Below are 25,089 nucleotides of genomic sequence, written 5' to 3'. Positions count from 1 at the left end.
TTACATGAAGCTTCGAGATAAGTTACTGCTTATGTATGTCTTATCTGTGTTTATTCCCATCGTTGTTACCAATGTGGTGTTCTACAATGTCACATCCGCCAATATTCGCAGTCAGAAAACTCGTGATGCCGGCATGGCCTTGAACAATCTGAAGAACGACCTGCGGGTAACCATTGATCAGGGCGTCGGCCTCTCTTATTCGTTATATACTGACCCTGTATTCAATGACACCATCTCCCGTTCATTTCAAAGTCATTTTGAGTACATTGACGCTTATAATTCCTATCTAAAAGGGCAATTCTCTGGTCAATTGAATCAGGGAATTCGCTGGTATCAAGTGTATACCGATAATTCTACCATTTTATCTTCCGGTTATATTGATCGTTTAACTGACGTGGTCCGAAGCTCTAACTGGTACGTTCAATTTCAGGCATACACCGCCCCTTATCCAGCACTGATCTCATCGGATCAGATGTTAAGTCTGGTTCAACGGCTCGACAATCTGGACACAGGGGGGAGAGAGCAGTTACTTAAAATTGACCTGAATATGGATATGATCAAGCAGTATTTCCACAACAGCGGATTTGATGGAAAAGTGTATCTTCTTGATCCGGGGGGACACATCCAATTTTCAAATGATCCTACAGCAGAAGAAGCTCAGATAGGGAAACGTTACAGCGAGATCCAGTTTCCGAACAAAATGATTCCCTTTGAACTTACGTATACAGGTATTAACTATCTGGAAGGGTGGTCCCTGCATGGAGTGATGGATGAAGAAATTGTGTTGAAGGAGGTGCGGAAGTCCCGTTCTTTCGTCGTATGGCTGGCTTGCATTAATTTTGTCCTGCCTTCTATTATCATCGCGGCTATGTCCAGATCCATCCATGTCAGGCTGGTGCGTATTCTAAAACATATGAAAAAAGTAAAAACACAGAATTTCCAGACGATTCCGCCTGAAGATGCAAGAGATGAAATAGGTCAACTCACGATGGAATTTAATCGAATGACCGAGACGATCCATAACCTGATTCATGAGGTATATCTCGCCGACATCCAAAAGAAAGACCTGGAGTTGAAGCAGCAGGAAGCACAACTTCATGCGCTCCATAGTCAGATCAACCCACATTTTTTGTTTAATACGCTGGAGTCGGTACGTATGCGGAGCCTCATCAAAGGAGAGAAAGAGACTGCCAAAATCGTGCATAACATGGCCAAGATGTTTCGCAAGTCGATTAGTTGGAATCAGAATGATGTGACAGTGAAGGAAGAATTGGAACTCATCGAGAGTTTTTTGCAAATTCAGAAATACCGTTTTGGAGAAAAACTCCAATATACCATTGAGGCAGATCCTGCGGTACTGATGTACCGAATCCCCAAGATGGTTATCCTTCCCTTTGTTGAGAATGCAAGTATTCATGGAATTGAGTCATCTCCGGGTGTAGGCATCATTCAACTCTTCGTTTCAACGGAAAATGACCTGCTCCATATCAGACTAACGGATAACGGTATAGGGATGTCACAAGGAAAATTGGAAGAGTTGTTAAGTTACCTGGATCAGAACACCGATATGGGAGAGCATGTTGGTATGAAAAATGCGTATAGTCGCTTAAAACTTTGTTATAAGAATCACTTTTCATTCGACATCCAGACATGGGAAGGAGAAGGTACGCGTATCCAAATTAAGCTTCCACTTGATCCATCAGCCATGCCAGATGACTAATTACGAGGGATATACTTTTCAAAGTAGGAGGTACACTTTCATGGGTAACTTTGAAAGCGCTATCTTGATATATTGAGAAGGCTTAAAGACACAAACAATACTTTAAGGGGGCATTTGCTACATGTTTAGAAAAAAAAACATGATAACAGGTCTGGCCATTTTATTGGCTGTAACGCTGGCAGGTTGCAATAAAGCCAGCCCGGAAGCCTCTTATCCTGACAGTAATGACAACACCCCGGTCACCTTTAAATATTTTACGTTTGGCGGTGGCAAGAAGGACATTCTGGCAAGCAGCACGACCATTGGCAAGAAGCTACAGGAACAAACGGGCGTTGACTGGAAGATGGAATATCTGGTCGGCGACGGTGCAACCAAGGCAGGTGTAATGATTGCGAGTGGGGATTACCCCGACATCATCGACTCCAGTGGTGAAATGGCCAAGTTGATGGATGCAGGATCTTTTATCCCGCTGGATGAACTAATCGATCAATACGGGCCTAACATCAAACGAGTATACGGGCCTTATATGGACAAATTCAGACAGGAAGATGGAAAGATATATTTCTTGCCATACACTGCCAACATTGGTTACGTGTCTGAGCCAAACTTCCAGACCGGCTTCTATATTCAGCGGGCTGTGCTAAAAGAGTTTAACTACCCCAAGATCAAAACGCTGGACGAATATTTTGAGTTGATTGAGAAGTACAAGCAAAAGCATCCGCAGATCGATGGAAAAGAAACCATCGGCTTCGCCACACTTGCAGGTGAATCGGGCAGCTTCTTCACCCTGCTAAATCCGGCCATGCATCTGGCAGGTTATCCAAACGATGGTAGTGTGATGGTGGATATGCAGAGCCATGAAGCCAAACTGGTAGCCGGATCTGATTATCAGAAACAATGGATTCAGAAGCTGAGCGAGGTTAACGCACAGGGGATGTTTGATCCCGAATCCTTCACAATGAACCAGGATCAGTATCTCGCCAAGTTGACGTCCGGTCGGGTGCTGGGATATTTCAGTTACTCCTGGCAGGTTGGAGATGCAACGAACAACCTCAAGAAGGCTGGTATTGATGATAAACGATATGTATCTCTACCGATCGTATTTGATGACAGCGTCAAAGACCAGTATGTGGACCCGCCAGGCTTTGTGAACAACTATGGTGTCGGAATTACCGTAAATGCCAAAGATCCCGTGCGAATTATTAAATATTTTGATAATTTGCTCAAGGAAGAAAACCAGATTCTGGTTCAATGGGGTATTGAGGACGAGACGTATAGTGTGAATGATGAGGGCCGTTTTTATTTCAAAAATGATGACCAACGCAAAGCACATGAAGATCCGGAATTAAGTCGCAAGTTTGGCTTTGACTATTTTAATTACAGCTGGCCTCGTTACGGGAATAACTCCGTACTGGAAGATGGCAATGCCTATGGACCAGGCAATCAGCCAGAGGTGGCTACCTTTAGCTACACAGACGGTGACAAGCTGTTGTTAGAGAAATATGGTGTGGAGACATTCACACAACTATTCAGCACACCGGATGAGCGTCCTTGGTCTCCTGCTTGGTCCATTGCATTGGAGCAGGGCTCTCCTGAACAGATTTTTATCACCAAGGCAGAAGACCTCCAGAAGAAATATTTACCCAAAATGATTATGGATTCGCCTTCCACTTTCGAGAACACATGGAATGAATATATGAGTCAATTGAATCAACTCGACAAGAAAACATACGAAGCTACGATAACACAGGCAGTTAAGGATCGTGTAGCTGGCAAATGGTGAGTGTAATCCATAAGAGAAAACACGGAACGGGGGAATATTCACATGTTAAAACCAAAATTTAGAACAGCGGGTTTAGCTGTACTACTAACAGCTTTGCTGGCTGGGTGCAGTCAGAACAGTTCGTCATCAGCGCCTTCAACCACAGGTGATGAAGAGAAGAGTCCAGTCACGTTCTCGTATTACATGTTCTCTCCAGGCAAGAAGGATGTTCTTGCAAGCGAAACAACCATCGGTAAAGCGTTGCAAGAGCAGACGGGTGTGGACTGGAAGATGGAATATCTGGTAGGTGATAGTGCTACAAAAGCCGGTGTCATGATTGCCAGTGGAGACTATCCTGATGTCATTAGCTCCAGTGGTGAGATGTCCAAGTTACTGGATGCCGGTGCGTACATTCCGCTGGATGATCTGATTGAGGAACACGGCCCTAATATCAAAAGGGTATACGGACCATATTTCGATAAAATGAAAAATGCCGAAGACGGAAAAATCTATGCGCTGCCTTATACGGCTAATCAGGGTGAGTATTCAGGTAGTCCAAATGTGGGCGGAGGAGCTTTCTGGATTCAGCGCTCTGTGCTCAAAGAGTTTGATTATCCCAAGATCACTACACTGGATGAATATTTTGATCTGATTCAGGATTACAAGGAAAAACATCCAACGGTTGATGGTGCAGAGACGATCGGATTTGTGTCACTTGCGGGTGTGGCCAATAACTTCTTCACTTTGCAAAATCCAGCGATGCATCTTGCCGGTTATCCGAACGATGGCAGTGTTATGGTGGACATGACTACCCATGAAGCAAAAGTCGTCGCCGGAACAGATGCTCAGAAAAAATGGATTCAGAAGTTAAATGAGATCAATGCTCAAGGTATGCTTGATCCGGAATCCTTCACGATGAACAAAGATCAGTATTTGGCCAAGCTGACTTCGGGACGTGTGCTGGGATACTTCAATTATGGCTGGCAAATTGGAGACGCGTCGAAAAACCTGCTCTCGGCAGGCATTGATGAGAAGCGCTACGCTCCACTTCCGATTGTGTTTGATGAAGGAATCAAGGATCAGTATGTGGATCCTCCCGGCTTCGTCAACAACTATGCAACAGGTATCTCGGTGAATGCCAAAGACCCTGTTCGTATCATCAAATATTTTGATAATTTGCTGAAGGAAGAGAATCAGGTTCTGGTGCAATGGGGAATCAAGGACGAAACGTACAGTGTGGATGAAAAGGGCCGATTCTATTATGCAAATGAAGATCAACGCAAGGCTCATGATGATCTGGAGCTCAGCCGTAAATTCGGGTTCACCTACTTTGGGACAGACTGGCCGAAATATGGCGGTGAATCTACACTAACCGATGGTAACGCTTATAGCCCTGGCAACCAGCCGGAAGTGGCCGCTGCATCTTACACCGAGGGAGATAAGAAATTCCTTGAAGCCTACGGTATCCAAACCTTTAGTGAATTATTTAACAAACCGGAAGAGCGGCCTTGGTTCCCGGCTTGGTCCATCGCATTGGAGCAAGGATCACCTGAACAGATCTTCACTACCAAATCGGATGATCTGCAACGTAAATACTTACCGGAAATGATCTTGGGAGCACCAGCGAATTTTGATAAGCTGTGGGATGCCTACATGGCTGAATTGAACAAATTGGACAAAGCTGGTTATGAAGCGACCATTACCAAAGTTGTGAAGGATCGTGTTGCAGGAAAATGGTAATACGGACACTTTAAAACAAACTGTTACATGCGCAGGAGAAAATGACAGAGCATAAACTCCGGCTTCTCCTCGCATGAATAACAGCATAGGAAAGGAGCAGGTTCACCGTGGAGAAACCTAATGTATCCCTTAACTCGATGCCTCCAGCCTCGAGTCCGAAGGGAACCAGAGCACACTCGTTCTTCAAGCGACTTGTGCAGCAACGAACACTTGCCTGGATGTGTATACCTTTTGTCATCTGGGCGTTTATCTTCAAGTACCTGCCGTTATGGGGATGGACCATGGCTTTTCAGAATTTCAAACCGGCGAGGTCCTTCTCGGATCAGCAGTGGGTAGGCTGGCAACATTTTAGTACGTTATTTGAAGATAATACCTTCTACCGGGTGCTGCGAAATACGCTTGTTATGAGTTCCATTAAACTGGTATTGGGATTTGTGACAGCAATTACACTGGCCCTTTTATTAAATGAGCTGAAAAATGTCATATTTAAACGCTTTGTGCAAACTGTCAGTTATCTGCCTCACTTTATTTCCTGGGTTGTTGCTTCCAGCATTGTATTAACAGTCCTGTCACCAGACGGAATCATTAATCTGCTGCTGATGAAGCTTCACCTGATTGACAGCCCGGTGTTATGGATGGGGAAAGGTGAATACTTCTGGGGGATTCTGGGAGCGACCGAGGTGTGGAAGGATGTCGGTTGGAACACCATTATCTATCTGGCAGCAATTACGGCGATTGATCCGGCGCAATATGAGGCTGCCGAGATTGATGGAGCCAGTCGCTTCAAACGGATGTTATATATCACCCTGCCTGGCTTGAAACCAGTTATTGTGATCTTGTTGATCATGAACATGGGAAGTATTCTGGAATCCGGATTCGAACCACAATATCTGCTGGGTAACGGGATGAATATGGACTATTCAGAGAATCTGGACATCTTTGTACTGAAATATGGATTAGGGATGGGGAACTTTTCCTTAGGTACAGCAGCAGGCATATTCAAAACTGTGGTCAGCTTCATCTTCCTTTTCTCCGCGAACTATATAGCGAAAAAAATGGGAGAGAGCAGACTATTCTAAAAGGAGGCCCATGCCATGCGTAAAGGAAACACATCCCGCTTGCGGAATAGCAGCACCGGGGATCGAGCGTTTGATACCATTAACATTATCTTCATGGTATGTCTGATGATTGTGACAATCTATCCCTTTGTTAATATGATTGCCGTATCCTTTAATAATGCAAATGATGCCATTCGGGGTGGAATATATCTATGGCCTCGTGTATGGACACTGGACAACTACAAATACATTTTTGGTGAATCCGATATTTATCACGCAACTCTGATCTCGGCGCTGCGTACGATCATTGGAACCGTGGTGTCCGTCTTCTGTACAGCCATGCTTGCGTATACGGTTAGTCGTCAGGAATTTGTGCTTCGCAAGTTTGTTACGATGTTTTTTGTATTCACGATGTACTTCAGCGGGGGGTTGATCCCCGGTTATCTGCTCATTCGAGACCTTGGATTGATCGGTTCCTTCTGGGTATATATCATTCCGGGTGTAATTGGAGTCTTCAATATGATTGTCATCCGTTCTTTTATTGAAGGTCTTCCTGAAGGCATTCTGGAGTCAGCCCGTATTGACGGGGCAGGGGAGTTCACGACATTTATCCGCGTTGTCCTGCCGCTAACGATTCCCGCAATGGCAACCGTATCACTCTTTGTAGCTGTGGGACAATGGAACTCCTGGTTCGATGTATTCCTGTACAATTCTTCAAATAAAGAATTAAGCACGTTGCAATACGAATTGATGAAGATTCTGCAAACTTCAACGACCTCAGCGACTTCATCAGCAAGTGATGCTTATCAATCTGCCGAAAGTAATGCAACAGCGGTCACACCAACCTCGATTCGAGCGACCATGACCATTATTGCAAGTGTTCCTATTCTGATGGTGTATCCGTTCTTACAGAAATACTTTGTTCAGGGCATGACGATTGGTGGCGTGAAGGGATAGTCATGACTTGCATACAACTTCATTGAATTAATGAAAACGCAACAAACTATACCGTAGTAGCGTCTATTCATCCATAGAATACAACAGGAGTGAAACAAATGCATGTAAAATGGATGACGATGATTGGTGCCGTTGTCGGCTCTATGCTTATAGGGGTGGGAACGGCAGCTGCGGAAGAAACGTTTGTTGATCTCAAACATTCAAAGTGGGCAGAAGATGGCATCACGTATATGGCGAAACGGGGAACAGTAGCCGGATATGGCAATGGCATTTTCAAGCCTAAGGCACTTGTGACAAGGGCACAAGCCGTCACTTTTATGGTGCGCGAGCTTTATCCAGATCAGCTTCAAAGAGCAGTGGAAGGCACAACTTATTCAGATGTTCCTACTACACACCCTTTCCATCGAGAAATCATGATAGCTGCTAAAAATGGACTTGCAAGTGGTTTCCCTAACGGAACCTTCCGTCCAGACGCACCGCTTAGCCGAGCAGAGACTGCGGCCTTCCTTACACGGGCATATGCACTCGCGGAAGGTAAGAACCCCGCAAAATGGACAGATACGGACATGCATTGGGCAGCAGCCCCCATTCTTATTATGAGTTCAAACGGCTTGGTCGGCGGTTATTCAGATGCCACCTTCCGTCCGAATCAAGCTGTCACGCGCGCTGAATATGCCGTATTTATGGCGAGAGTAATTCGCTTCGAACGTGAAGCGGCCATTCGGACACAAGATTGGGACAAGCTGATATCCTATATGACGGTAAGTGAGCAAGTTGGTCAGATGCTTATGCCCGACATTAGGCAATGGAATAATAAAGCGACAACGACCGTCAATGAGGGGCTGAAGCGCACTATCCATGATCAGGACTTGGGCGGACTCATTCTATTTGACAAAAATATTGCAGACGTGACGCAGCTTACAACGTTCACACATGATATACAAAGAGAAGCAGGTGACATTCCTCTATTTCTTAGCATCGACCAAGAAGGAGGCGTTATTAAGCGAATACCAGGCGGTACGAACCTGCCAGGTCAAATGGCGCTTGGCGCAACTGGAGATGTAACACTAGCCGAAGCAGCTGGTCAGCTGACAGGGGAAGAGCTGAAGGCACTGGGACTGCAGATTAATTTTGCTCCAGTGTTGGACATCAACAGCAATCCAGATAACCCCATCATTGGTATACGGTCGTTTGGCTCGGATGCGGATTTGGTGACGCGGCTTGGTCTCGCAACAATACAGGGTTTGCAGCAATCCGGGGTCATGGCGGCAGTGAAGCATTTTCCGGGACATGGAGATACAACGGTAGATTCCCATCTTGGTTTGCCTGTGCTTGCCCATAACCGAGAACGGCTGGATGCGGTTGAATTAAAACCGTTTCGGGCTGCAATCAAAAATGGTGTAGAGATGATTATGACCGCGCATATTGCTTTCCCTGCCATAGACAACGAACATGTCACTTCGCTCAAAGACGGTGAAAGTGTACCGCTTCCTGCCACCTTATCAAAAAAAGTACTGACAGGACTTCTTCGCGAAGAAATGGGATATGAAGGTCTCATCATTTCTGATGCCTTTACCATGAATGCAATTGCGGAGCATTTTGGGGAGAATCAATCGGTAGAACGCGCCGTTTCCGCAGGTGTTGATATCATCCTTATGCCAAAAGATTCCGCAGCGGCCCATCAAACGCTGGTAAATGCGGTGAACAATGGAACGATCAAGGATGAAACCATACATGCATCTGTGAAACGAATCTTGGAGATGAAAGCGAAATATGGTTTGTTTGAACGCAGCCAAACTCTTGCGCAAAAGCTAACTCAGCTTAACGGTATCATCGGATCGAAGGCGCACCGAGCGGTGGAGCAGAACATCGCAGAGAGAGCGGTCACTGTACTCAGCAACCGCGAAGGTGTGCTTCCGGATCATATTGAGCAAGGCGACCGGGTTGTAATTGTCGCAGCTGAGCAGGAACAAGCGAAACAGCTTGAAAAACAACTGTTGCAAGCTGCTAATAATCTGGCGTTAAAGACTGAAATATCACTTGTTGGTCAAGGCAAAATGAATGAAACGCTCCAGGCGATTGGCAAGGCGAATTATGTCATTCTTGCTTCTTATCAGTTCCGGAACGTGGCGAGCCAGTTCGGATGGAGCGATTATCAAAACTTGATTAATGCGATGAACAAAAGTAATCAGCGATACACGCTATTGTCACTTGGTAACCCATACGAGATGATCTATTTGCAGAACGTGCGCTCAGGGATTGCTGTATATGGGAAGCAGGAACCAAATACGTCTGCCGGGATCAAAGTATTGCTTGGTCAACTGAAAGCTGTAGGACAGTTGCCCGTGCTAACGGATTAACGCTTAATTAATGAAGCAAAAAAACGGATTCCAGCATACAGAATCCGTTTTTTATTTCAAACTTTTGTTTTATCGATCCATCTACCAAACCATCACTCGGGTAGTTCTTCGCTGCAAACAAATTGGAGCAGCATCTTCACAAATTGCTCCGTCATCCGCATATCCAATGAATTATCCTGAGCAGCACGAATAGTTACCATGCGCTGAAGCATGCCCATCATCGTTGTGAAGATAAACTGAGCCAGATCAAGCGGAGGAGACGGATTCTTAATACTACCGTCAACAACGCCTTGGGATAAAGCGCCCATCAGGAAATGTTTTTCTTTCCCGTTCTGGTTGAACTTATCATACTCTTCTCTTAATTCAGGACTAAAATCATACATCTCATAGTTGATATCAAATAATTGAATAAACCGGATGTAGTCTGGATGATTCTCGGCATAAACAACCCATGCATTCAACATAACCGTGAGTTGTTCTCGTCCATTCAAGTCCTTCGTTGATGCACGGCTAATCTCATCCGTTAAGTGTTCGATCAGTTGCATCTGAATGGCTAGAAGAAGCTCATCCATAGACTGAAAATGTTTATAAAAGGTCACTCTACTAAGTTCAGCTTTCGTACATACGTCCTTAATCTTCACCTGGAGCAATCCATATTTCAAAAAAAGCTCTTTACCTGCTGCAATCAAATCATCACGATGTTTATTTCCCAATTGTTGGTGCCAGTTTTCATTCACTTGTATACAATTGTCCTTTCTTCGAACGAAATGCGTTCAAGGTCAGTCCGAGAGAAGCGAGTAGCATAATTGCACCAAAAATATACGGGAAGTTTATGTTTTTGTCAAACAATAGTCCTGCGATCAGCGGGCCAATCACCGTTCCGAGACTGGAAAATGTAGTATTCAGACCGGATGCATAACCTTGCCGATCTCCTGCATTTTTGGATATTAACGTGCTAACCGAAGGTCGCAAAAATGAATTGAATGCAAAGAATAACGCAGAAGCGAACAACAGAAACACAAGGTTGACCTTAATTAACATTAACAATAAAGCTATGGGTGTGACTATTAAAGATAGACGGATCAACTTAACTTCACCGATTCTCTGTACGAACCAATCCAAAAGCCAGATCTGCACAATGATACCGATAATTGCGCCCAAGGTAATAATAATGGAGATTGTAGCAGCATTGAATCCGTATTTTTGCTCTGCAAAAAGAGCAAATACCGTCTCATAACTCATGAGACCAAAGGTCATGACAAGCAACACAATCAAGTATTTAAAATAGGGGACTTTAAATGAACTCCAGATTTTCTTGCCCAGGTGATCTCCTTTTTGAAGACGGATGGAGACCGTTCTTTTCTCCGGTGGAAGTGTCTCAGGCAATAGCAGCGTCATCAGGGCCGCAATCAGTCCCAGTCCCGCTGCGAAGAAATAGGGCATGCGAATGCCCATCTCGGCGATGAGACCGCCCAGACCAGGTCCGAGAACCATCCCCAAGTTCATAGCTGCGCCGAAATAGCCCATGCCTTTTGCACGTGTCTCTGGCGTTGTAATATCGGCGACATATGCGAGGTTGGCAGGAACCATTAAACCAAGACTGATTCCACCGATAAATCGTGCGACATAGAGGAACGGCAATGACGTCGACAACGCAAATATGATATCTGAAATGACAGACAGAAACATACCTGCAATGATCAACTTTTTGCGTCCAAATCGATCAGACAGTTGTCCCCCGAGAGGTGAAAAGAAGAATTGAGCGGCACCAAAGGCTGCAACTAAAAATCCTGCTACTGTGCCTCCCGCATGAAAAAGCTTCAAATACTCCGGCAATATGGGGATGAGCATCCCTTGCCCCAATAAAGCGATAAACAGATTTAACATCAGAATGAACAGTGGAAAGCGAACTGATTTTGGTAATGTACTCATGTACGTCATTAACCCCTTCATTTACAACTTGTTAACCTTTACATTGTGTAAATCATTTTAAATGATTTGAAGGAAATATGTAAATCTTTTTTTTTAGTGAGTAGAGTTATAATTGAATCCATATGGAGGTGGGAACACGTGAAATTAGAGGAATTGTTTACGGTACATGTGAACATTGAGAAATCTTTTGATTTGCAGAATAGCGAAGATGATTCGGTTGTCATGATTACTTTTACAGGCAGCGTAACCGGAAAGTACTTTGAAGGAATCGTGCTGGGTGGAGGAGTGGATACGCAGATCATCGGGAAGAATGGTGACCCGCATACGCTATCAGCAAGATACATGCTCCAAGGGACCGACAACGCGGGTCATTCCTGCAAAATTTATATTGAAAATAACGGAAATATCGACAAAACGCTGAAAACTGCTTTATTTCGTACTTCCCCCAAAATGATTACGGATAGCAAGGCTTTATCTTTTTTGAACAGTGAGACGTTTGTTGGAGAAGGTCATCCGACGGAGTCAGGGATAGATATAAAAATATATAGGGCGCTATGATAGTGCGAGACATGTGATAACTATTTTGTTCATGTGTCTCGGAGCAAGATAGCCTGTTTTGCAGATCAAGAGTCGCTAAGGAGCGGATCTTTTTCGTCGTTATACGATTATACGTCAATACTTATATGTACTCTTTTACAATGAATTAACATAGGATGGATACGGCGCAGACACTTCTCACCTATAGTATGATGAGCGAAAATAAACCCATATCAGGCGGAATAAGGAGAAAACTATTCATTATGATGATCAAAAAAATCGGGATTTCAGTAGCATCACTCGCCATCTTAACGTCTGTAAGTGTGTTTGACGTATATGGTGCAGGCTCCAAACGCATGATCGAAGTGTCCGAACAATCGGCTAATGTGGTTGTGAACGGACAAAGGGTGGAAGGAGAATCATTTCTCTACAATGGGGTCACTTATGTACCTGCAAGAGCGATTGGTGAAGCCTTGGGGCAAGAGGTAGACTGGGATAACAACACCCAATCGGTGTTTGTTGGACAAAAAGTGAACGATCAGCAGGGATACCGCGGTACCAAAACGCCATATCCTTTTAAGGAAACAAGTTATACAAAAGCTCCTATTGGATATGAACCCATATTTATTAACTACATAGGGAGACATGGTTCCAGACATCTATCCAGTTCCAAGTACGACAAGACGTTATTTGAATTGCTCGACATCGCTGAAAAGGACGGGCAGATCACTAATCTGGGCAAAGAGCTGAAGAAGGAAATTGGCAATCTGATGAAGGTTGAAAAAGATCATTATGGATTGTTATCCACTACGGGTGGAGAAGAACTGAAAGGAATAGGGGCCAGGGTTGGGCAGAATTTCAAAGAACTATTTACATCGGATAAAAAAGTGATTGCACAAGCGACTTTCAAAGATCGAACGCCGCAGAGCAGAGATCAGTTTATTGACGGGTTAAAGGAAAGCTTGGGAGATAACAAAGTAGACATTCAGGTTTCAGCCTTTGAAGAAGGGAAAGACCCCTATCTACGGCCCTACGACTTGGCTACAAAGTATAATGAGTACGTAGAAGATGGAGACTGGGTTAAGTTATACGAGGATTATGTCACACAGAGCACTGGAACGCGTTATGCAAAAGAGGTCCTTCTGCAATTTTTCTCTGAAGACTTCTATCAACGGCTGAACACTGGAGAGTTTGAACTGAAGGATGAGAAGGGAAAAGTGAAGCTCAGCAACCCAACCGAGGCTGCTTCTAATCTATACGAACTGTACATCATTTCTTCGAATATTAAAGGAGAAGGTGATTTCGAATTCGGGCGGTATTTCACGGCTAATCAGTTGAAATGGTACGAGAGCGTTGATAATATCAATGACTTTTATGAAAAAGGTCCATCTTTAACGTCAACGGATCTGCCGCAAAATATCATTGCACCTCTGGTCAAAGAGTTGATCGTGTCTACCGACCAGTCCATTCAGCAGAAAGACACGGCTGGTGTATTTCGTTTTGCTCATGCAGAAACCATTATTCCACTATCTTCATTCCTGGATATTGCCGGAGCTAATGTGAGTATCGACAAACCGCAAGATGTAACCAAAAACTGGAATGGCTCGGTCATCTCACCGATGGGAGCAAACATCCAATGGATTTTGTATTCCAATGGTAAGGATGTTCTCGTAAAAATGCTTAGAAATGAAGAAGAAATAGCGTTCCCGATTGAAACAAAGACCTATCCGTACTATAAGTGGGAAGATGTAAAAGCATATTACCAAAACAAACTGCAGAAGGTAGGCGTAAGCTTGGACAGCAGTTTGGAAGATAATATCGAGCTTTTACAGAAGAAATTCTAGTTGGTGAAACGATATGCATTTTATATGAAAATAAAGACAAAGATGAAGAAAGCAACTCCTTTTCATGGGGCTGCTTTCTTTTTTTTGCATTTTGAATGAATTGGACCAATAAAAAATTCTAAAACAAAATGTGACCAAATGCCGTCCGTAAGAGTGTTAGAGGTATAAAGGAGGGCATAACAACCATGCAGCGATCAGTGCCCCAGCTGGGCGATCATGTGATGAAAGTCTATGAGACATACGCGGATACGCTGTTCCGGATTGCCATGGTGCACCTCGGCAGACGAGAAGACGCGGAGGAAGCCACTCAGGATACCTTCATCAAACTAATAGAAAAAGCCCCTACGTTCAACGATGCGGAGCATCAAAAAGCATGGTTGATTCGGGTCATCACCAATCATTGCAAATCCTTATTAGGCAGAGGCTGGCGCAAACGGGAGGTCAAGCTGGAGGGAGTCGATCCTCTGACAACAGACAACCCTGAAGATCACGCGCTGATCGAACTTGTGCTGTCACTGCCCGTCAAGTATAGATCGGTGGTTCATCTGTATTATTACGAAGATTATCCGATCCGAGAAATCAGCGAGATCCTGGAGATTAGCGAATCAGCAGTGAAAATGAGATTGAAACGAGGAAGACAGCTGTTAAAACTGGAGCTGGAAGGAGAGGAACTGTAATGAACGAAGAACAATTCAAACAAAACTACAAGAAAGCGGTGGATCATATGAAAACAAATGAGCAAATGAAAAAACGGGTAGAGCAATCCTTAAACACGCAACATCAGGGACCAAAACGTCAACGTAAACCACTATACATTGCAGCAAGTGTTGTTATCGCTGCCAGCATTGGATTGGCTGCGCCAAGTGTATGGCAACAATTCAATGGGCCAGCCGCACCAACACCACAGGTGGCAGCGGTGACTCCAGGCGCGTCGTTTGACCCGGTCGTGATTCCGAAGATGGAGTTGCCGAGTTCACAGGGCAAAGGCGCGATGGCCGATATGATGCAATTGGTTGTGTATGGAGGAAGCGTATTTACACAGTCCCCAACATTGCTTGAAGGCGCCAATGCGCTCAGCCTGCGGGGGGATAAACTGGGTACCACCACTGGCGGCATTGATGAGCTGAGCGGCCAGGATAAATATACGGAGCTTGCTTCCAACATTGGCGAAGCAGACATCTATGCGGTCAATGGCTACGACAAGGACTTCCGTATCATGTCTTACACCGAGATCGATGGTCAGGTATATGCTCAGCTATTCGACAAGAACAACGGGATCACCATTGGTACTGGTGCCGACCTGATCGGCAAGCTTCATCTCGAAGGCAACATCGCCTCGGCGCAATGGGAGACGTTTAACAGCTGGAATAATGGATTGCAGCAGCTTCAGCCGTTAGCAGCGGACGAATCGTTGGAAAGCTTCATCTCATCGCTAAATGCTGCCAAACCAATCGCAACGAGCCCGGAACTGGAAGAGAACCTCTACGGCAAGGAAGATCGCAAGATCATCTATCTCACGCTGGAAGACAACACGCAGGTCCCACTGGTTCTGTTTGGTGATGGTCTGGTGCGTTACGGTAATGTTCCGGCATTCCTGGAAGTGGAGAAAGGTGCGTTCCAATCATTCTGGAACAGCTTGGGCGAGTAAGGCGAAGACGGCAATCTGGCTGCACCAAAAGAGCGAACAGGGCACGCAAGTGCTTTGTTCGCTTTTTGATTATCGGTCGGATTAGATTAAATAGAATTTTTGTAATACACCAAGTGATCGGTCCATTCATTATTTTCGTGTATAAACCCTTTACGTAGACATTCAAATTCCATACCAACACTCTCTGCCAGTTTCATGGAAGGGATGTTATCCACATTAATATGAGCTTCTATGCGGTGAAATTTCAGATGTTCGAATGCAATATGAAGTGCTTCATTCACTGCTTCTTTCCCATAACCTTTTCGCCAATACTGATTATGGATCGTGTATCCGAAGCTTCCCCATTGAAAATGATCTCTCGCCAAGGTAGCAATATCAATCATACCCAGATGTGTACCATCATGCTTTCTAAACACACCAAATACATAAACCGCATCTGTACGCGCTAACTCCTGGTGTCGATCTACCAGATCATGAAACCAATCCAGTGTACATTCACTCATATCCATTTTCCCTTTATCATGGCGGTGTTGGGAGGGCAAGCGGTTTTCAAACTCATTCAACCAATTTTCATAGTCGTCTTTCTGTAATGGTCGGATGACTAGCCGTTCTGTCTCTGAAATATAATCAAATTTCTCCGCTTTTAATTTCAAAATGACATCTCCTCTGGATTGAATTTATGCTCATGGCATAGCACTGAAGTAGTCCATAACCACGCTGCGAAACTCTAAAGCGGCTTTGGAAATATATCTGTTTTTGTGCGAAAGTAGAGCGATTTCCCGAACGAGTTGATGTTTCTCTACCTGAAGATATCTAATGCGCTCATGCGGGTTTCTGGCTGTGCTAGGTATAAAAGCGAGACCGATCTCCGCTTCAACAAGGGCTGTTAATCTTGCAGGCTCATCACCTTCATATACATACTTCGGTAGGAAACCAGCGGATTGACATACGGAATCTACCATATAACGAACCCCATACCCTTGCTTCACCCCAACAAACCGCTCGTCCTTAAGCTCGGTTAATTGAATGCTGCTTCGGTCTGCATATCGATGACCCATAGGAACAGCGACTACAATCGGATCGTCATATAGTATCTGACATTCGATATCGTCACCTTCAATCGGAGGGGAAGAGAGACAAAAGTCCACCTCGCCCCGATGTAGAAGTCTGGACATGTTTTCTAACGAAACCATTTGCACATGGAACTGAATGTCCGGTTTATTTTTTCGGAATTCCCGGAGTATACCTGGCAATGTGCTTGCCGTAGTCACTGCCAATTGCAGTGTACCCTGATCCGGGTTGGAGAGGTCAGCGATTTCCCGCTTTCCTTGTTCCAATTCAAATAAAGCTTTTTCAGTTCGCTGAAGAAATGTTCTTCCAAAGTCGTTTAGTCGCAGCTTTCTCCCGATTCGATCAAATAAAGGGACTCCCAGGTCGTCCTCTAATCGTTGTATCGTTTTGCTCAGGGAGGATTGCGTGACATGCAGCTTTCCCGCAGCTTCCGTTACATGTTCGCATCGGGCCACCGTCAGGAAATATTTTAGTTGAAGAAGCTCCATTTGCACCATCCCTTTCATTCCTTCTAGTTCATCAAATCATAACATATAATGCGTTGGAATAAATGAATACGTTCAAGTAAGATAACAGCAGAAGAGAGAGAGGTGCACCAATGAACGTTCGAAATAAAGGATTGATGTTAGCTGTTGGACTTGGAATTATGTTGAATCCGTTGAATTCTTCCATGATTTCTGTGGCAATCTCCAGGCTACAACAAGTGTATCAACTTAATTTTACAGCCGTTTCGTGGATTATTTTATCATTTTACATTGCCAGTGCTGTCGCTCAACCCGTCATGGGCAAGTGTAGTGATTTGTTTGGCCGCAGGAAGATTTTCCTTATGGGTCTTGTTATTGTTTTTGTATCGTCCATGCTAGCTCCGTGGTCTCCCAGTTTTTCGTGGCTCATCGTATTCCGGATCGTTCAATCGATTGGCACAAGCATGATGGTGGCCGTCGGAATGGCGATTGTCAGAATTAACGTGACTGAAAAACAAGCCTCCGCCTTGTCCACCTTGGCTATATTCCTTTCTGGAGCGGCTGCAATTGGGCCTTTTATTGGTGGAGTATTGATTCATTGGTGGGACTGGCACAGCATATTCTTCGTTAATATTCCGTTTGTCATGGCAAGCTTTTGGTTCGCCTGGAAAACAATTCCCAAGGACGGGCAATCTCCGTCTATCTCTGGTCACATGTCCATTCGGCAATGGCTTGCGTTAATTGACGCACCAGGTATCCTGATGTTTACGGTAGCTTTGGTGACTCTGCTCATCGGACTACTTTCAGTAAATTCCACAGGAGATATTTCAACATGGCATCTGCTGACAGGGGGGATCGGGTTAATCGCACTCGTCATGTTCATCCGACATGAATTAAAAGCAGCCACGCCTTTCATCCCTCTGCGAACGTTTGCCTCATATCCCGAAATGACTTGGGTGAATGTGCAATACATGCTGGTGAACATCCTGTTTTACGCACTTTTTTTTGGAGTTCCTACGTATTTGAAGCAGGTACGTCATCTCAACGAAGTTCATACAGGAATGAGTATGCTAGCTTTGGGGTTATGTTCAGTCATTATTGCTCCAATCGCAGGACGCTGGATTGACAGATCAGGATCACGGCCAGCTCTGATCGTATCCGCTTCTTTAATGACATTTGGCTCTATATTGATCGTTGTTATGAATGAAACTTCTCCAATCTTCATAATCATTGTTGCCTTAGCTTTATTTGGAATAAGTAACGGCCTAAACGCGGTCGGCATGCAAGCTGCCCTGTTTAAAAGCACACCCAAAGAAATGATTGGAGTCGCATCGGGTATTTTTAATACATCACGCTATCTGGGGACCATCTTATCGTCGTTATTAATTGGGATTGTCATGGGAGATACATTTAATGTAACAGGATTTCAGATGCTTGGAATCATCCTTACGGTATTAGCTGCATCACTGATCATCATGAGCGTAAGTCGCGAGGCAGGTGCGGTGAGTCCAGAGCAAGTAAGCAAGTAAAAAAGCGAATCTGCCGTGCAATAACACGTTTACACCCAATGAATCAATAGCTCCATTGGGTGTATTTTTTGTTTTTCACCAAGTTGTCAGAAAGAGTTGATCCTTTCTTGAACGTTTAGGGTAGAAGACGTGTCTTTGATTGAATTAGGTAAAAATAAAGATATAATAATTTTGATTAATAGGCTTGGTTAGTACTTTAAGTGCATCAATATCAGATTTTAATAGGCATCCAATGCTTGTTATTATCGGGGGCCTACAGGAGTAAACGCATTATAGGTGTGGCAAGATATCGTCATACCTAACTTTGTGAAATTTTTCGCAACTTTGCATTGAGCTTGGCCAAATCTGATATTGAATGTTTCTAAATTGAACAGAGTTTGAAGGGAGGCAACACAAAGAATGGCTATTGATACGGTGTTATGGAGCAGGCTGGTGACTGGTTTGACGCTGGGATTCCACGTGATTTTTGCAACGCTGGGTGTCGGTGTACCTTTGATGATTGCTATTGCAGAGTTCATCGGTATTCGGAAGAAGGATCACCATTACATACTTATGGCAAAGAGGTGGTCTAGAGGGTTTGTCATTTCTGTGGCGGTAGGTGTGGTGACAGGTACAGCGATATCGCTGCAGTTGGCCTTGGTATGGCCGAATTTTATGAAACTTGCTGGGAATGTCATTGCACTGCCACTATTTATGGAAGTATTCGCATTCTTTTTTGAAGCGATATTCCTGGGCATTTATCTGTACACATGGGATCGGTTCAAAAATCCGTATATCCACTGGTTGCTGACTATTCCGATTGTCGCCGGGGCAGGCATGTCTGCTGTTTTTATTACAACAGTGAACGGATTCATGAACCAGCCTGAAGGTTTTGTCATGGAAGCAGGTCAATTCATGGCAGTGAACCCCGTACAAGCGATGTTGAATACGGCGACGTTCTCCAAAGTGTTCCATGTATTAAGCTCGGCTTATCTGACAGGAGCTGCCCTGTTAGCAGGAATAGCAGCCTTTGCGATGCTGAGAAAAGGAGTGTCGGCCTACCACAAAAAAGGCTTGAATCTCATGATGGCCGTTGTTCTTGTATTCAGTTTATTAAATTCTTTAGCTGGAGATGTATCTGCCAAGTTTTTGGCTGAGCATCAACCGGAGAAGCTCGCAGCTGCCGAGTGGCATTTCGAGACGGAAAGCGGCGCGGATTTGATTTTTTTGGGATGGCTGAATGCAGAACATGAAATTATAGGCGCACTTCATTTGCCGAAACTGCTCAGTTTCCTTGCCTTTGGAGACTTTAACGCCGAGGTTACCGGGCTAAACGAATTTCCACCAGATGAGCAGCCACCACTGCTTGTGCATTACTTGTTTGATCTAATGGCTGGAATTGGTTTCGCTCTGCTTGCTATATCAAGTCTGTACTTCCTGTTTGTATTCTGGAAGAAACGTAATCAGTTTAACAAGTGGATGCTTCGGATGGTTGCACTCAGTGCACCGCTTGCTTTTCTGGCCGTTGAGATGGGCTGGTTCTATGCCGAAGTGGGACGGCAGCCATGGATTATCCGAGGTTATATGCGAGTGGAAGAGGCCGCCACTTCTTCACCGAGTGTAAGAATTTTATTTTTCGTCTTCTTGCTTCTCTACATCCTGCTAGGCGTTATGTGTGTCGTCGTACTGAGACGGTTGTTCAATAACAATCCTGCTGAACTCGAGATGGAGAAATGGTTGAAGGAGAAGCATGATCAATCAGCCGAGAAAGGGGGTCAGGCATAATGAGTTATGAATTAATTGGTATTTCGGTACTCTGGCTGTTCTTGTACGGCTATCTTATTGTAGCTTCCATTGATTTTGGAGCAGGTTTCTTTGCCTTTTACGCACGCTTGACGAAGCAGGATCATCTGATTAATCGTCTGATCTCCCGTTATCTATCACCGGTCTGGGAGATCACCAATGTATTTTTTGTCTTTTTCTATATTGGTATCGTCGGATTTTTCCCGGACACGGCCTATTATTATGGCTCCGCGCTGCTTGTTCCAGGAAGTATTGCCGTCATTCTACTTGCCATTCGTGGGTCGTTCTATGCTTTCGAGAATTATGGTTCCAAAAATAACGTCGTATATCTGTTTTTATACGGAGCTACCGGGTTGCTTATTCCAGCGTCATTGTCAGTGGCACTGACCCTGTCTGAAGGTGGCTTTATTTTGAAGCAGGGGGATACCGTTTCCCTGGATTACTGGGCACTATTTACGAATCCATTATCGTGGAGCATCGTTGGACTGGCGATCGTGTCCGTATTGTTCATTAGTGGGTCATTTCTCACATTTTACGCTTCTCGGGCAGAGGATCATTCGGCATTGAAGCTAATGCGAAACTATGCTCTGTTCTGGAGCACACCGACCATTATTCTCGCGCTGACTGCATTTATATATTTAGGTCAACACAATGAGCGTCATTTTCAAAATATGATGGATTTATGGTGGCTACTGGCGCTATCCGTTGCATTTTTCATGATTGCCATGTGGCTGTTATATAACGGACGGCGTTACGGATTAGCTTTTATATGCATCATGCTGCAATTTCTCACAGCCTTTTTCGCTTACGGGATTGGGCAATATCCTTACATTCTTGATCCATACATCACCATTCAGAGCAGCGCCACACCACCTGCAATGGGCTTTGCACTAGTCGTTGTGTTTATCGGGGGGCTGTGCCTGTTAATTCCTTCTCTGATTCTGGTCTTCAAACTGTTCCTGTTTGATGCGGATTATGTGAAAGGGAAAAAATAAAGGAGGAGCGTTCAATGAAGAGGAGAGCCAAATCCAATCTGATCTCGCAGCAAATGTCTTTACAACGAAAAAACAGGCTTCTCCTTGCGATCATATCGCTGGCGCTTGGTGTAGCTATAATAAGTCAGGCCACCTTGGTGGCTGAAGCAGTCCAGCGAATCTTTGTAGAGAAAGCTTCCTTTTCATCCGTGGTTCTGTTACTGGGCCTATTGCTGGCTGTCATGGCTGTACGTGCACTATTGTCGTATGGAAACGGGAAAGTGGGCTTGCATATGGCAGCACGCGCCAAGACGAATATGCGAGCATCTGTATTGCAGAAGCTGACCCGCGCTTCCATGCCTTCAACCCTGAGTGGACAGACGGGAGGAAAGGTCAGTGTTGCTTTGGATGCTGTGGATGAAGCCGACAGTTATTTCAGTCAGTACATGCCGCGTATGATGGAAGCCGCGATGATCCCGATTCTGATTCTGGTTGTTACATTTACGCAGCACGTCAACACAGGCTGGATTATGCTGTTTACGGCACCATTTATCCCGCTGTTCATGATCTTGGTTGGGCTCCAAACGAAAAACAAATCAGAAGAAAAATACGCGCAACTGGCTGAGTTTTCCGGTACATTTCTGGATTCGCTTCAAGGACTGGTTACGTTGAAAATATTCGGACGGGCTAAACGTCAGCAACAGGAGATTGAACGCAGCAGTCTGGGATATCGTGATGCCACCATGGGCATTTTGAAAATTGCATTTACAAATACGTTTATGCTGGAATCGATTGTGATGTTAAGCATTGGTATTGTTGCGCTTGAACTGGCTATCCAATTACTCGTTTTCAAATCGATGACCTTTCATACGGCCTTTATTGTGTTGCTACTCGTCCCTGAGTTTTACAGTCTGTTGAAGAATACAGGAACGGCTTTTCACAGCGGGCGAACCAGTATGGGGGCCATTCGTAAGGTGGAACAAATGCTTGAGGAAACAAGTATCAAGAGCACACAAACGAAGCCTGAAGAAGGACCGGATCAAAGCGAATTAACCGATGTCGATGCAATTGCAAAGACGGAAGAGCTTCGTACAACTCGCGCCGAGTTGATAACAATGCCACCAACCATTGAACTGAACGATGTCCGATTCCAGTACAAATCTGATTCCTTTGGACTTGAGACAGGACAGATCTCGATTGGACCGGGAGAACAGATCGCTATTGTAGGCAAAAGTGGCTCAGGTAAAACCACGCTGCTTCATCTCATTGCTGGTTTGCTGAAACCAGATTCTGGTACGGTTCTGGTTAACGGAAGCCAGCTTTTGCAACATGATGAGGCTGCATGGTTTGAACGTGTTAGCTACATTACACAGCATCCGTATATTTTTGCAGGTACATTTGCCGAAAATATCGCCATTGGCGCGGGTCGGAACGTCTCCAGAGCTGAAATTGAGCAGGCTGCAGAGGAAGCAGGGCTTGCTAGCGTTGTTGCACAATTGGAGCAGGGATTAGATACGTTTGTTGGTGAAGGTGGCCGGGGATTATCTGGTGGGGAAAAGCAAAGACTTGCTTTGGCACGTGCTTTTCTGAAGCGACCTGCGGTTATTTTGTTCGACGAACCCACAGTAGGGCTGGATCTGCACACCGAGCGGGTATTGCAACAATCCATTGCGGCATTAGCCAAAACGGCAACGATGATTACGGTGGCACACCGTTTATATACGATTCAACATGCGGACAAGATTTTGTTCATGGACAATGGGGTCTTGGTGGATTCAGGACATCACAACGAACTTCTTGCACGCTTGCCTCAGTATGCCGAGATGGTGGATGTACAACGGAAAGGAGGGTTAGCATGAATGAGCTGACGATTCTGTCAAAAGCGATGATTCAGGAGCGCAAGGATATCTTGCTTTCGATTTTGGGCGGATTCATCGCCGGCATAGCTGGTGTTGCTCTCTTTTCCGCGAGTGGCTATATGATATCGCAAACGGTATTTGCGCCACCGCTATACACCTTAATTGTACTCACCTCCATGGTCAAACTACTTGGTTTCCTTCGAGCGGCAAGTCGCTACGGGGAACGCTTGTATTCGCACAGAGCAACATTCTCCATGCTGAGCCGTTTGCGGACGTCCTTTTTTGCCAAACTGATCCCGGTAACGCCAGGTATATTGAACAAAAACCGAAGCGGAGATCTGCTTGCGCGGATCGTGGGTGATGTGGAAAGCTTGCAAAATTACTTTTTGCGGGTCGCGTATCCACCCATCATGGTCGTTATGGTGTTTTTGGCTACCATGCTGTTCACTTCGGCCTTTTCAATCTGGATTGCGTGTTTGTTAGTACTAGGTATGCTGATCACGGCATTTGTAGTACCAGGTATTGTCTTGTTAGGTCAGCGAAAAATACAAGGACGTGTCCGTCAGCAAAGGGCCTTGCTGTCCACGGAAGTGACCGAAGTATTGTATGGTTTCCGGGATCTGAAAGTATACGGCCAACTGGAACAGCGCGAAGAGCAGCTTCAGCAGGCTTCCGCTGCACTGGCATTAGAACAGAAACAAGCCGCTTCACACTTGCTGCGCGGGCAATCCATGCACGTTTTTGTGACGTATCTTGTTACATGGGGAGTGCTGGCACTGAGCGCCTTTTTAATTGTGAATGGAGCGTTTGCCGGTGTATTCCTCGCCATGCTGATCCTGGCTACGCAGACCGTGTTCGAAGAAGCTGCGGCAATGGCTATATTACCTTTGTATAAGCAGGACAGTGAACACGCCGCTCGGCGACTGGCGGAAACGGTGCCGACCTCCGATGTGCAACCTGCACAGCCAAGCGGTGAAGTGTCAGCCGATCAGGCGGTTTCGATTGAACTATCCGGTGTTAACTTCCAATATGAAGGGGAATGGAGACCGGCGCTGAGGGAGCTATCTCTGCAACTTGCAGCAGGCTCCAAAACAGCGATTGTCGGGCCGAGCGGCTCAGGTAAGTCAACGATTATTGATCTGTTACTCAAGCTGCGTATACCAACGTCTGGCGATATACGGATAAACGATGTTCCGGTGCAGGAACTGAATGAGGAGAGTATTTGGCAAAGGGCAAATGTTGTGTTGCAGCAAAGTCATTTCTTCCGGGGAACCATCCGGGACAACCTGTTGCTGAATGGAGAAGAACATTCGGATGAACAACTGTCGGCTGTGCTGGATCAAGTACAACTGCCCAATAAGTTGTTGAGTGATTTGGTGTATGAAAAAGGGGAGAACCTGTCGGATGGTGAGAAGCAGCGGTTGGCTCTCGCACGGGCCATGCTGCGCAAAGGACGGTTATGGCTTCTGGACGAACCCACGTCTTCGCTGGATTACGTCACAGAGAAACATGTGCTCCAGCATCTTCTTGCACAAGCATCCGAAGATACATTTCTCCTGATCTGCCATCGGCTGACCGGATTGGAAGAGATGGATCGGATTGTGGTCATGGACCAAGGCAAGATTGTGGAATCGGGTTCTTATTCAGAGCTAATGGAGCAAAAAGGCTATTTTTATGAAATGAAACAAATTGAACGACAAATGATTGGAGACGCCGGGGCGTAAAAATGTAAGATCAGTCCTGATCGTAGTGTCAGTAGTACTTTTAAAACAGGCTAAAGAACGGTCACTGATGTTATCTGTTATTATCAGTGAACCGTTCTTTAGTCTTTTTGTCTATCCATTGAGAATAA

Annotated in this window: 19 protein-coding genes; 15 read left to right on the top strand and 4 right to left on the bottom strand. The window is 45.1% G+C overall.

The window, feature by feature from the left end; all coding sequences use genetic code 11:
- Positions 1–4: 4 nt before the first annotated feature.
- The 6 genes from MKX68_RS26360 (at position 5) to MKX68_RS26335 (ending at position 9,597) form a co-directional block, all read left to right on the top strand.
- Positions 5–1,720 carry a sensor histidine kinase gene (locus tag MKX68_RS26360; protein ID WP_340914688.1) on the top strand — a complete coding sequence of 572 codons (1,716 nt, stop codon included), beginning with the start codon at positions 5–7 and terminating at the stop codon, positions 1,718–1,720.
- Between the two features lie 121 nt (positions 1,721–1,841).
- Entirely contained in the window at positions 1,842–3,503 is a 1,662-nt protein-coding gene (locus tag MKX68_RS26355) for an ABC transporter substrate-binding protein (protein WP_340914687.1), read from the top strand.
- A gap of 42 nt (positions 3,504–3,545) precedes the next feature.
- Positions 3,546–5,222 carry an ABC transporter substrate-binding protein gene (locus MKX68_RS26350; protein WP_340914686.1) on the top strand — a complete coding sequence of 559 codons (1,677 nt, stop codon included), beginning with the start codon at positions 3,546–3,548 and terminating at the stop codon, positions 5,220–5,222.
- Between the two features lie 137 nt (positions 5,223–5,359).
- Positions 5,360–6,301 carry an ABC transporter permease gene (locus tag MKX68_RS26345; RefSeq protein ID WP_047844314.1) on the top strand — a complete coding sequence of 314 codons (942 nt, stop codon included), beginning with the start codon at positions 5,360–5,362 and terminating at the stop codon, positions 6,299–6,301.
- A gap of 15 nt (positions 6,302–6,316) precedes the next feature.
- On the top strand, positions 6,317–7,237 hold the full coding sequence (locus MKX68_RS26340; RefSeq protein WP_338594773.1) for a carbohydrate ABC transporter permease: 921 nt from the start codon (positions 6,317–6,319) through the stop codon (positions 7,235–7,237).
- A 98-nt stretch (positions 7,238–7,335) separates the two neighbouring features.
- A complete protein-coding gene (locus MKX68_RS26335) occupies positions 7,336–9,597 on the top strand; it encodes a glycoside hydrolase family 3 N-terminal domain-containing protein (protein WP_340914685.1) in 2,262 nt (753 codons plus the stop codon).
- Between the two features lie 92 nt (positions 9,598–9,689).
- Here MKX68_RS26335 and MKX68_RS26330 read toward each other — a convergent pair whose 3' ends face one another.
- Both MKX68_RS26330 and MKX68_RS26325 read right to left on the bottom strand, forming a co-directional pair.
- Positions 9,690–10,310 carry a TetR/AcrR family transcriptional regulator gene (locus tag MKX68_RS26330; protein ID WP_340914684.1) on the bottom strand — a complete coding sequence of 207 codons (621 nt, stop codon included), beginning with the start codon at positions 10,308–10,310 and terminating at the stop codon, positions 9,690–9,692.
- A 16-nt stretch (positions 10,311–10,326) separates the two neighbouring features.
- Complete coding sequence (locus MKX68_RS26325; protein WP_340914683.1) at positions 10,327–11,529, bottom strand: MFS transporter; 1,203 nt, start codon at positions 11,527–11,529, stop codon at positions 10,327–10,329.
- A gap of 138 nt (positions 11,530–11,667) precedes the next feature.
- Here MKX68_RS26325 and MKX68_RS26320 point away from each other — a divergent pair, with 138 nt between their 5' ends.
- The 4 genes from MKX68_RS26320 to MKX68_RS26305 all read left to right on the top strand — a co-directional run bounded on the left by MKX68_RS26320 (position 11,668) and on the right by MKX68_RS26305 (position 15,558).
- Entirely contained in the window at positions 11,668–12,087 is a 420-nt protein-coding gene (locus tag MKX68_RS26320; RefSeq protein ID WP_340914682.1) for a DUF3237 domain-containing protein, read from the top strand.
- Between the two features lie 242 nt (positions 12,088–12,329).
- Complete coding sequence (locus MKX68_RS26315; RefSeq protein WP_340914681.1) at positions 12,330–13,910, top strand: histidine-type phosphatase; 1,581 nt, start codon at positions 12,330–12,332, stop codon at positions 13,908–13,910.
- A 185-nt stretch (positions 13,911–14,095) separates the two neighbouring features.
- The gene (locus MKX68_RS26310) at positions 14,096–14,587 is read left to right on the top strand and encodes an RNA polymerase sigma factor (RefSeq protein WP_036615805.1); all 492 of its coding nucleotides are present in this window, start codon (positions 14,096–14,098) and stop codon (positions 14,585–14,587) included.
- Positions 14,587–15,558: a hypothetical protein gene (locus MKX68_RS26305; RefSeq protein WP_340914680.1), complete on the top strand. Its 972-nt coding sequence runs from the start codon at positions 14,587–14,589 to the stop codon at positions 15,556–15,558. The genes MKX68_RS26310 and MKX68_RS26305 overlap by 1 nt, the downstream gene beginning before the upstream one ends.
- 86 nt (positions 15,559–15,644) lie before the next feature.
- Here the strand turns inward: MKX68_RS26305 and MKX68_RS26300 are convergent, their stop codons facing one another.
- Complete coding sequence (locus tag MKX68_RS26300; RefSeq protein ID WP_340914679.1) at positions 15,645–16,211, bottom strand: GNAT family N-acetyltransferase; 567 nt, start codon at positions 16,209–16,211, stop codon at positions 15,645–15,647.
- A 30-nt stretch (positions 16,212–16,241) separates the two neighbouring features.
- The gene (locus MKX68_RS26295; protein ID WP_340915515.1) at positions 16,242–17,117 is read right to left on the bottom strand and encodes a LysR family transcriptional regulator; all 876 of its coding nucleotides are present in this window, start codon (positions 17,115–17,117) and stop codon (positions 16,242–16,244) included.
- 110 nt (positions 17,118–17,227) lie between these two features.
- Between MKX68_RS26295 and MKX68_RS26290 the strand changes: the two genes are divergently transcribed.
- The 5 genes from MKX68_RS26290 (at position 17,228) to cydC (ending at position 24,961) form a co-directional block, all read left to right on the top strand.
- Complete coding sequence (locus tag MKX68_RS26290) at positions 17,228–18,622, top strand: MFS transporter (RefSeq protein ID WP_338594785.1); 1,395 nt, start codon at positions 17,228–17,230, stop codon at positions 18,620–18,622.
- A gap of 399 nt (positions 18,623–19,021) precedes the next feature.
- The gene (locus tag MKX68_RS26285) at positions 19,022–20,386 is read left to right on the top strand and encodes a cytochrome ubiquinol oxidase subunit I (protein WP_340914678.1); all 1,365 of its coding nucleotides are present in this window, start codon (positions 19,022–19,024) and stop codon (positions 20,384–20,386) included.
- A complete protein-coding gene (locus MKX68_RS26280) occupies positions 20,386–21,399 on the top strand; it encodes a cytochrome d ubiquinol oxidase subunit II (RefSeq protein WP_338594788.1) in 1,014 nt (337 codons plus the stop codon). Before MKX68_RS26285 ends, MKX68_RS26280 begins: the two co-directional genes overlap by 1 nt.
- A 14-nt stretch (positions 21,400–21,413) precedes the next feature.
- A complete protein-coding gene (gene cydD, locus MKX68_RS26275) occupies positions 21,414–23,237 on the top strand; it encodes a thiol reductant ABC exporter subunit CydD (protein WP_340914677.1) in 1,824 nt (607 codons plus the stop codon).
- Positions 23,234–24,961: a thiol reductant ABC exporter subunit CydC gene (gene cydC, locus MKX68_RS26270; RefSeq protein WP_340914676.1), complete on the top strand. Its 1,728-nt coding sequence runs from the start codon at positions 23,234–23,236 to the stop codon at positions 24,959–24,961. The genes cydD and cydC overlap by 4 nt, the downstream gene beginning before the upstream one ends.
- Positions 24,962–25,089: the final 128 nt, after the last annotated feature.

This window comes from Paenibacillus sp. FSL M8-0212 (genome assembly GCF_038004645.1).
GTDB lineage: Bacteria > Bacillota > Bacilli > Paenibacillales > Paenibacillaceae > Paenibacillus.
This window is presented reverse-complemented; position numbering and strand designations above follow the sequence as displayed.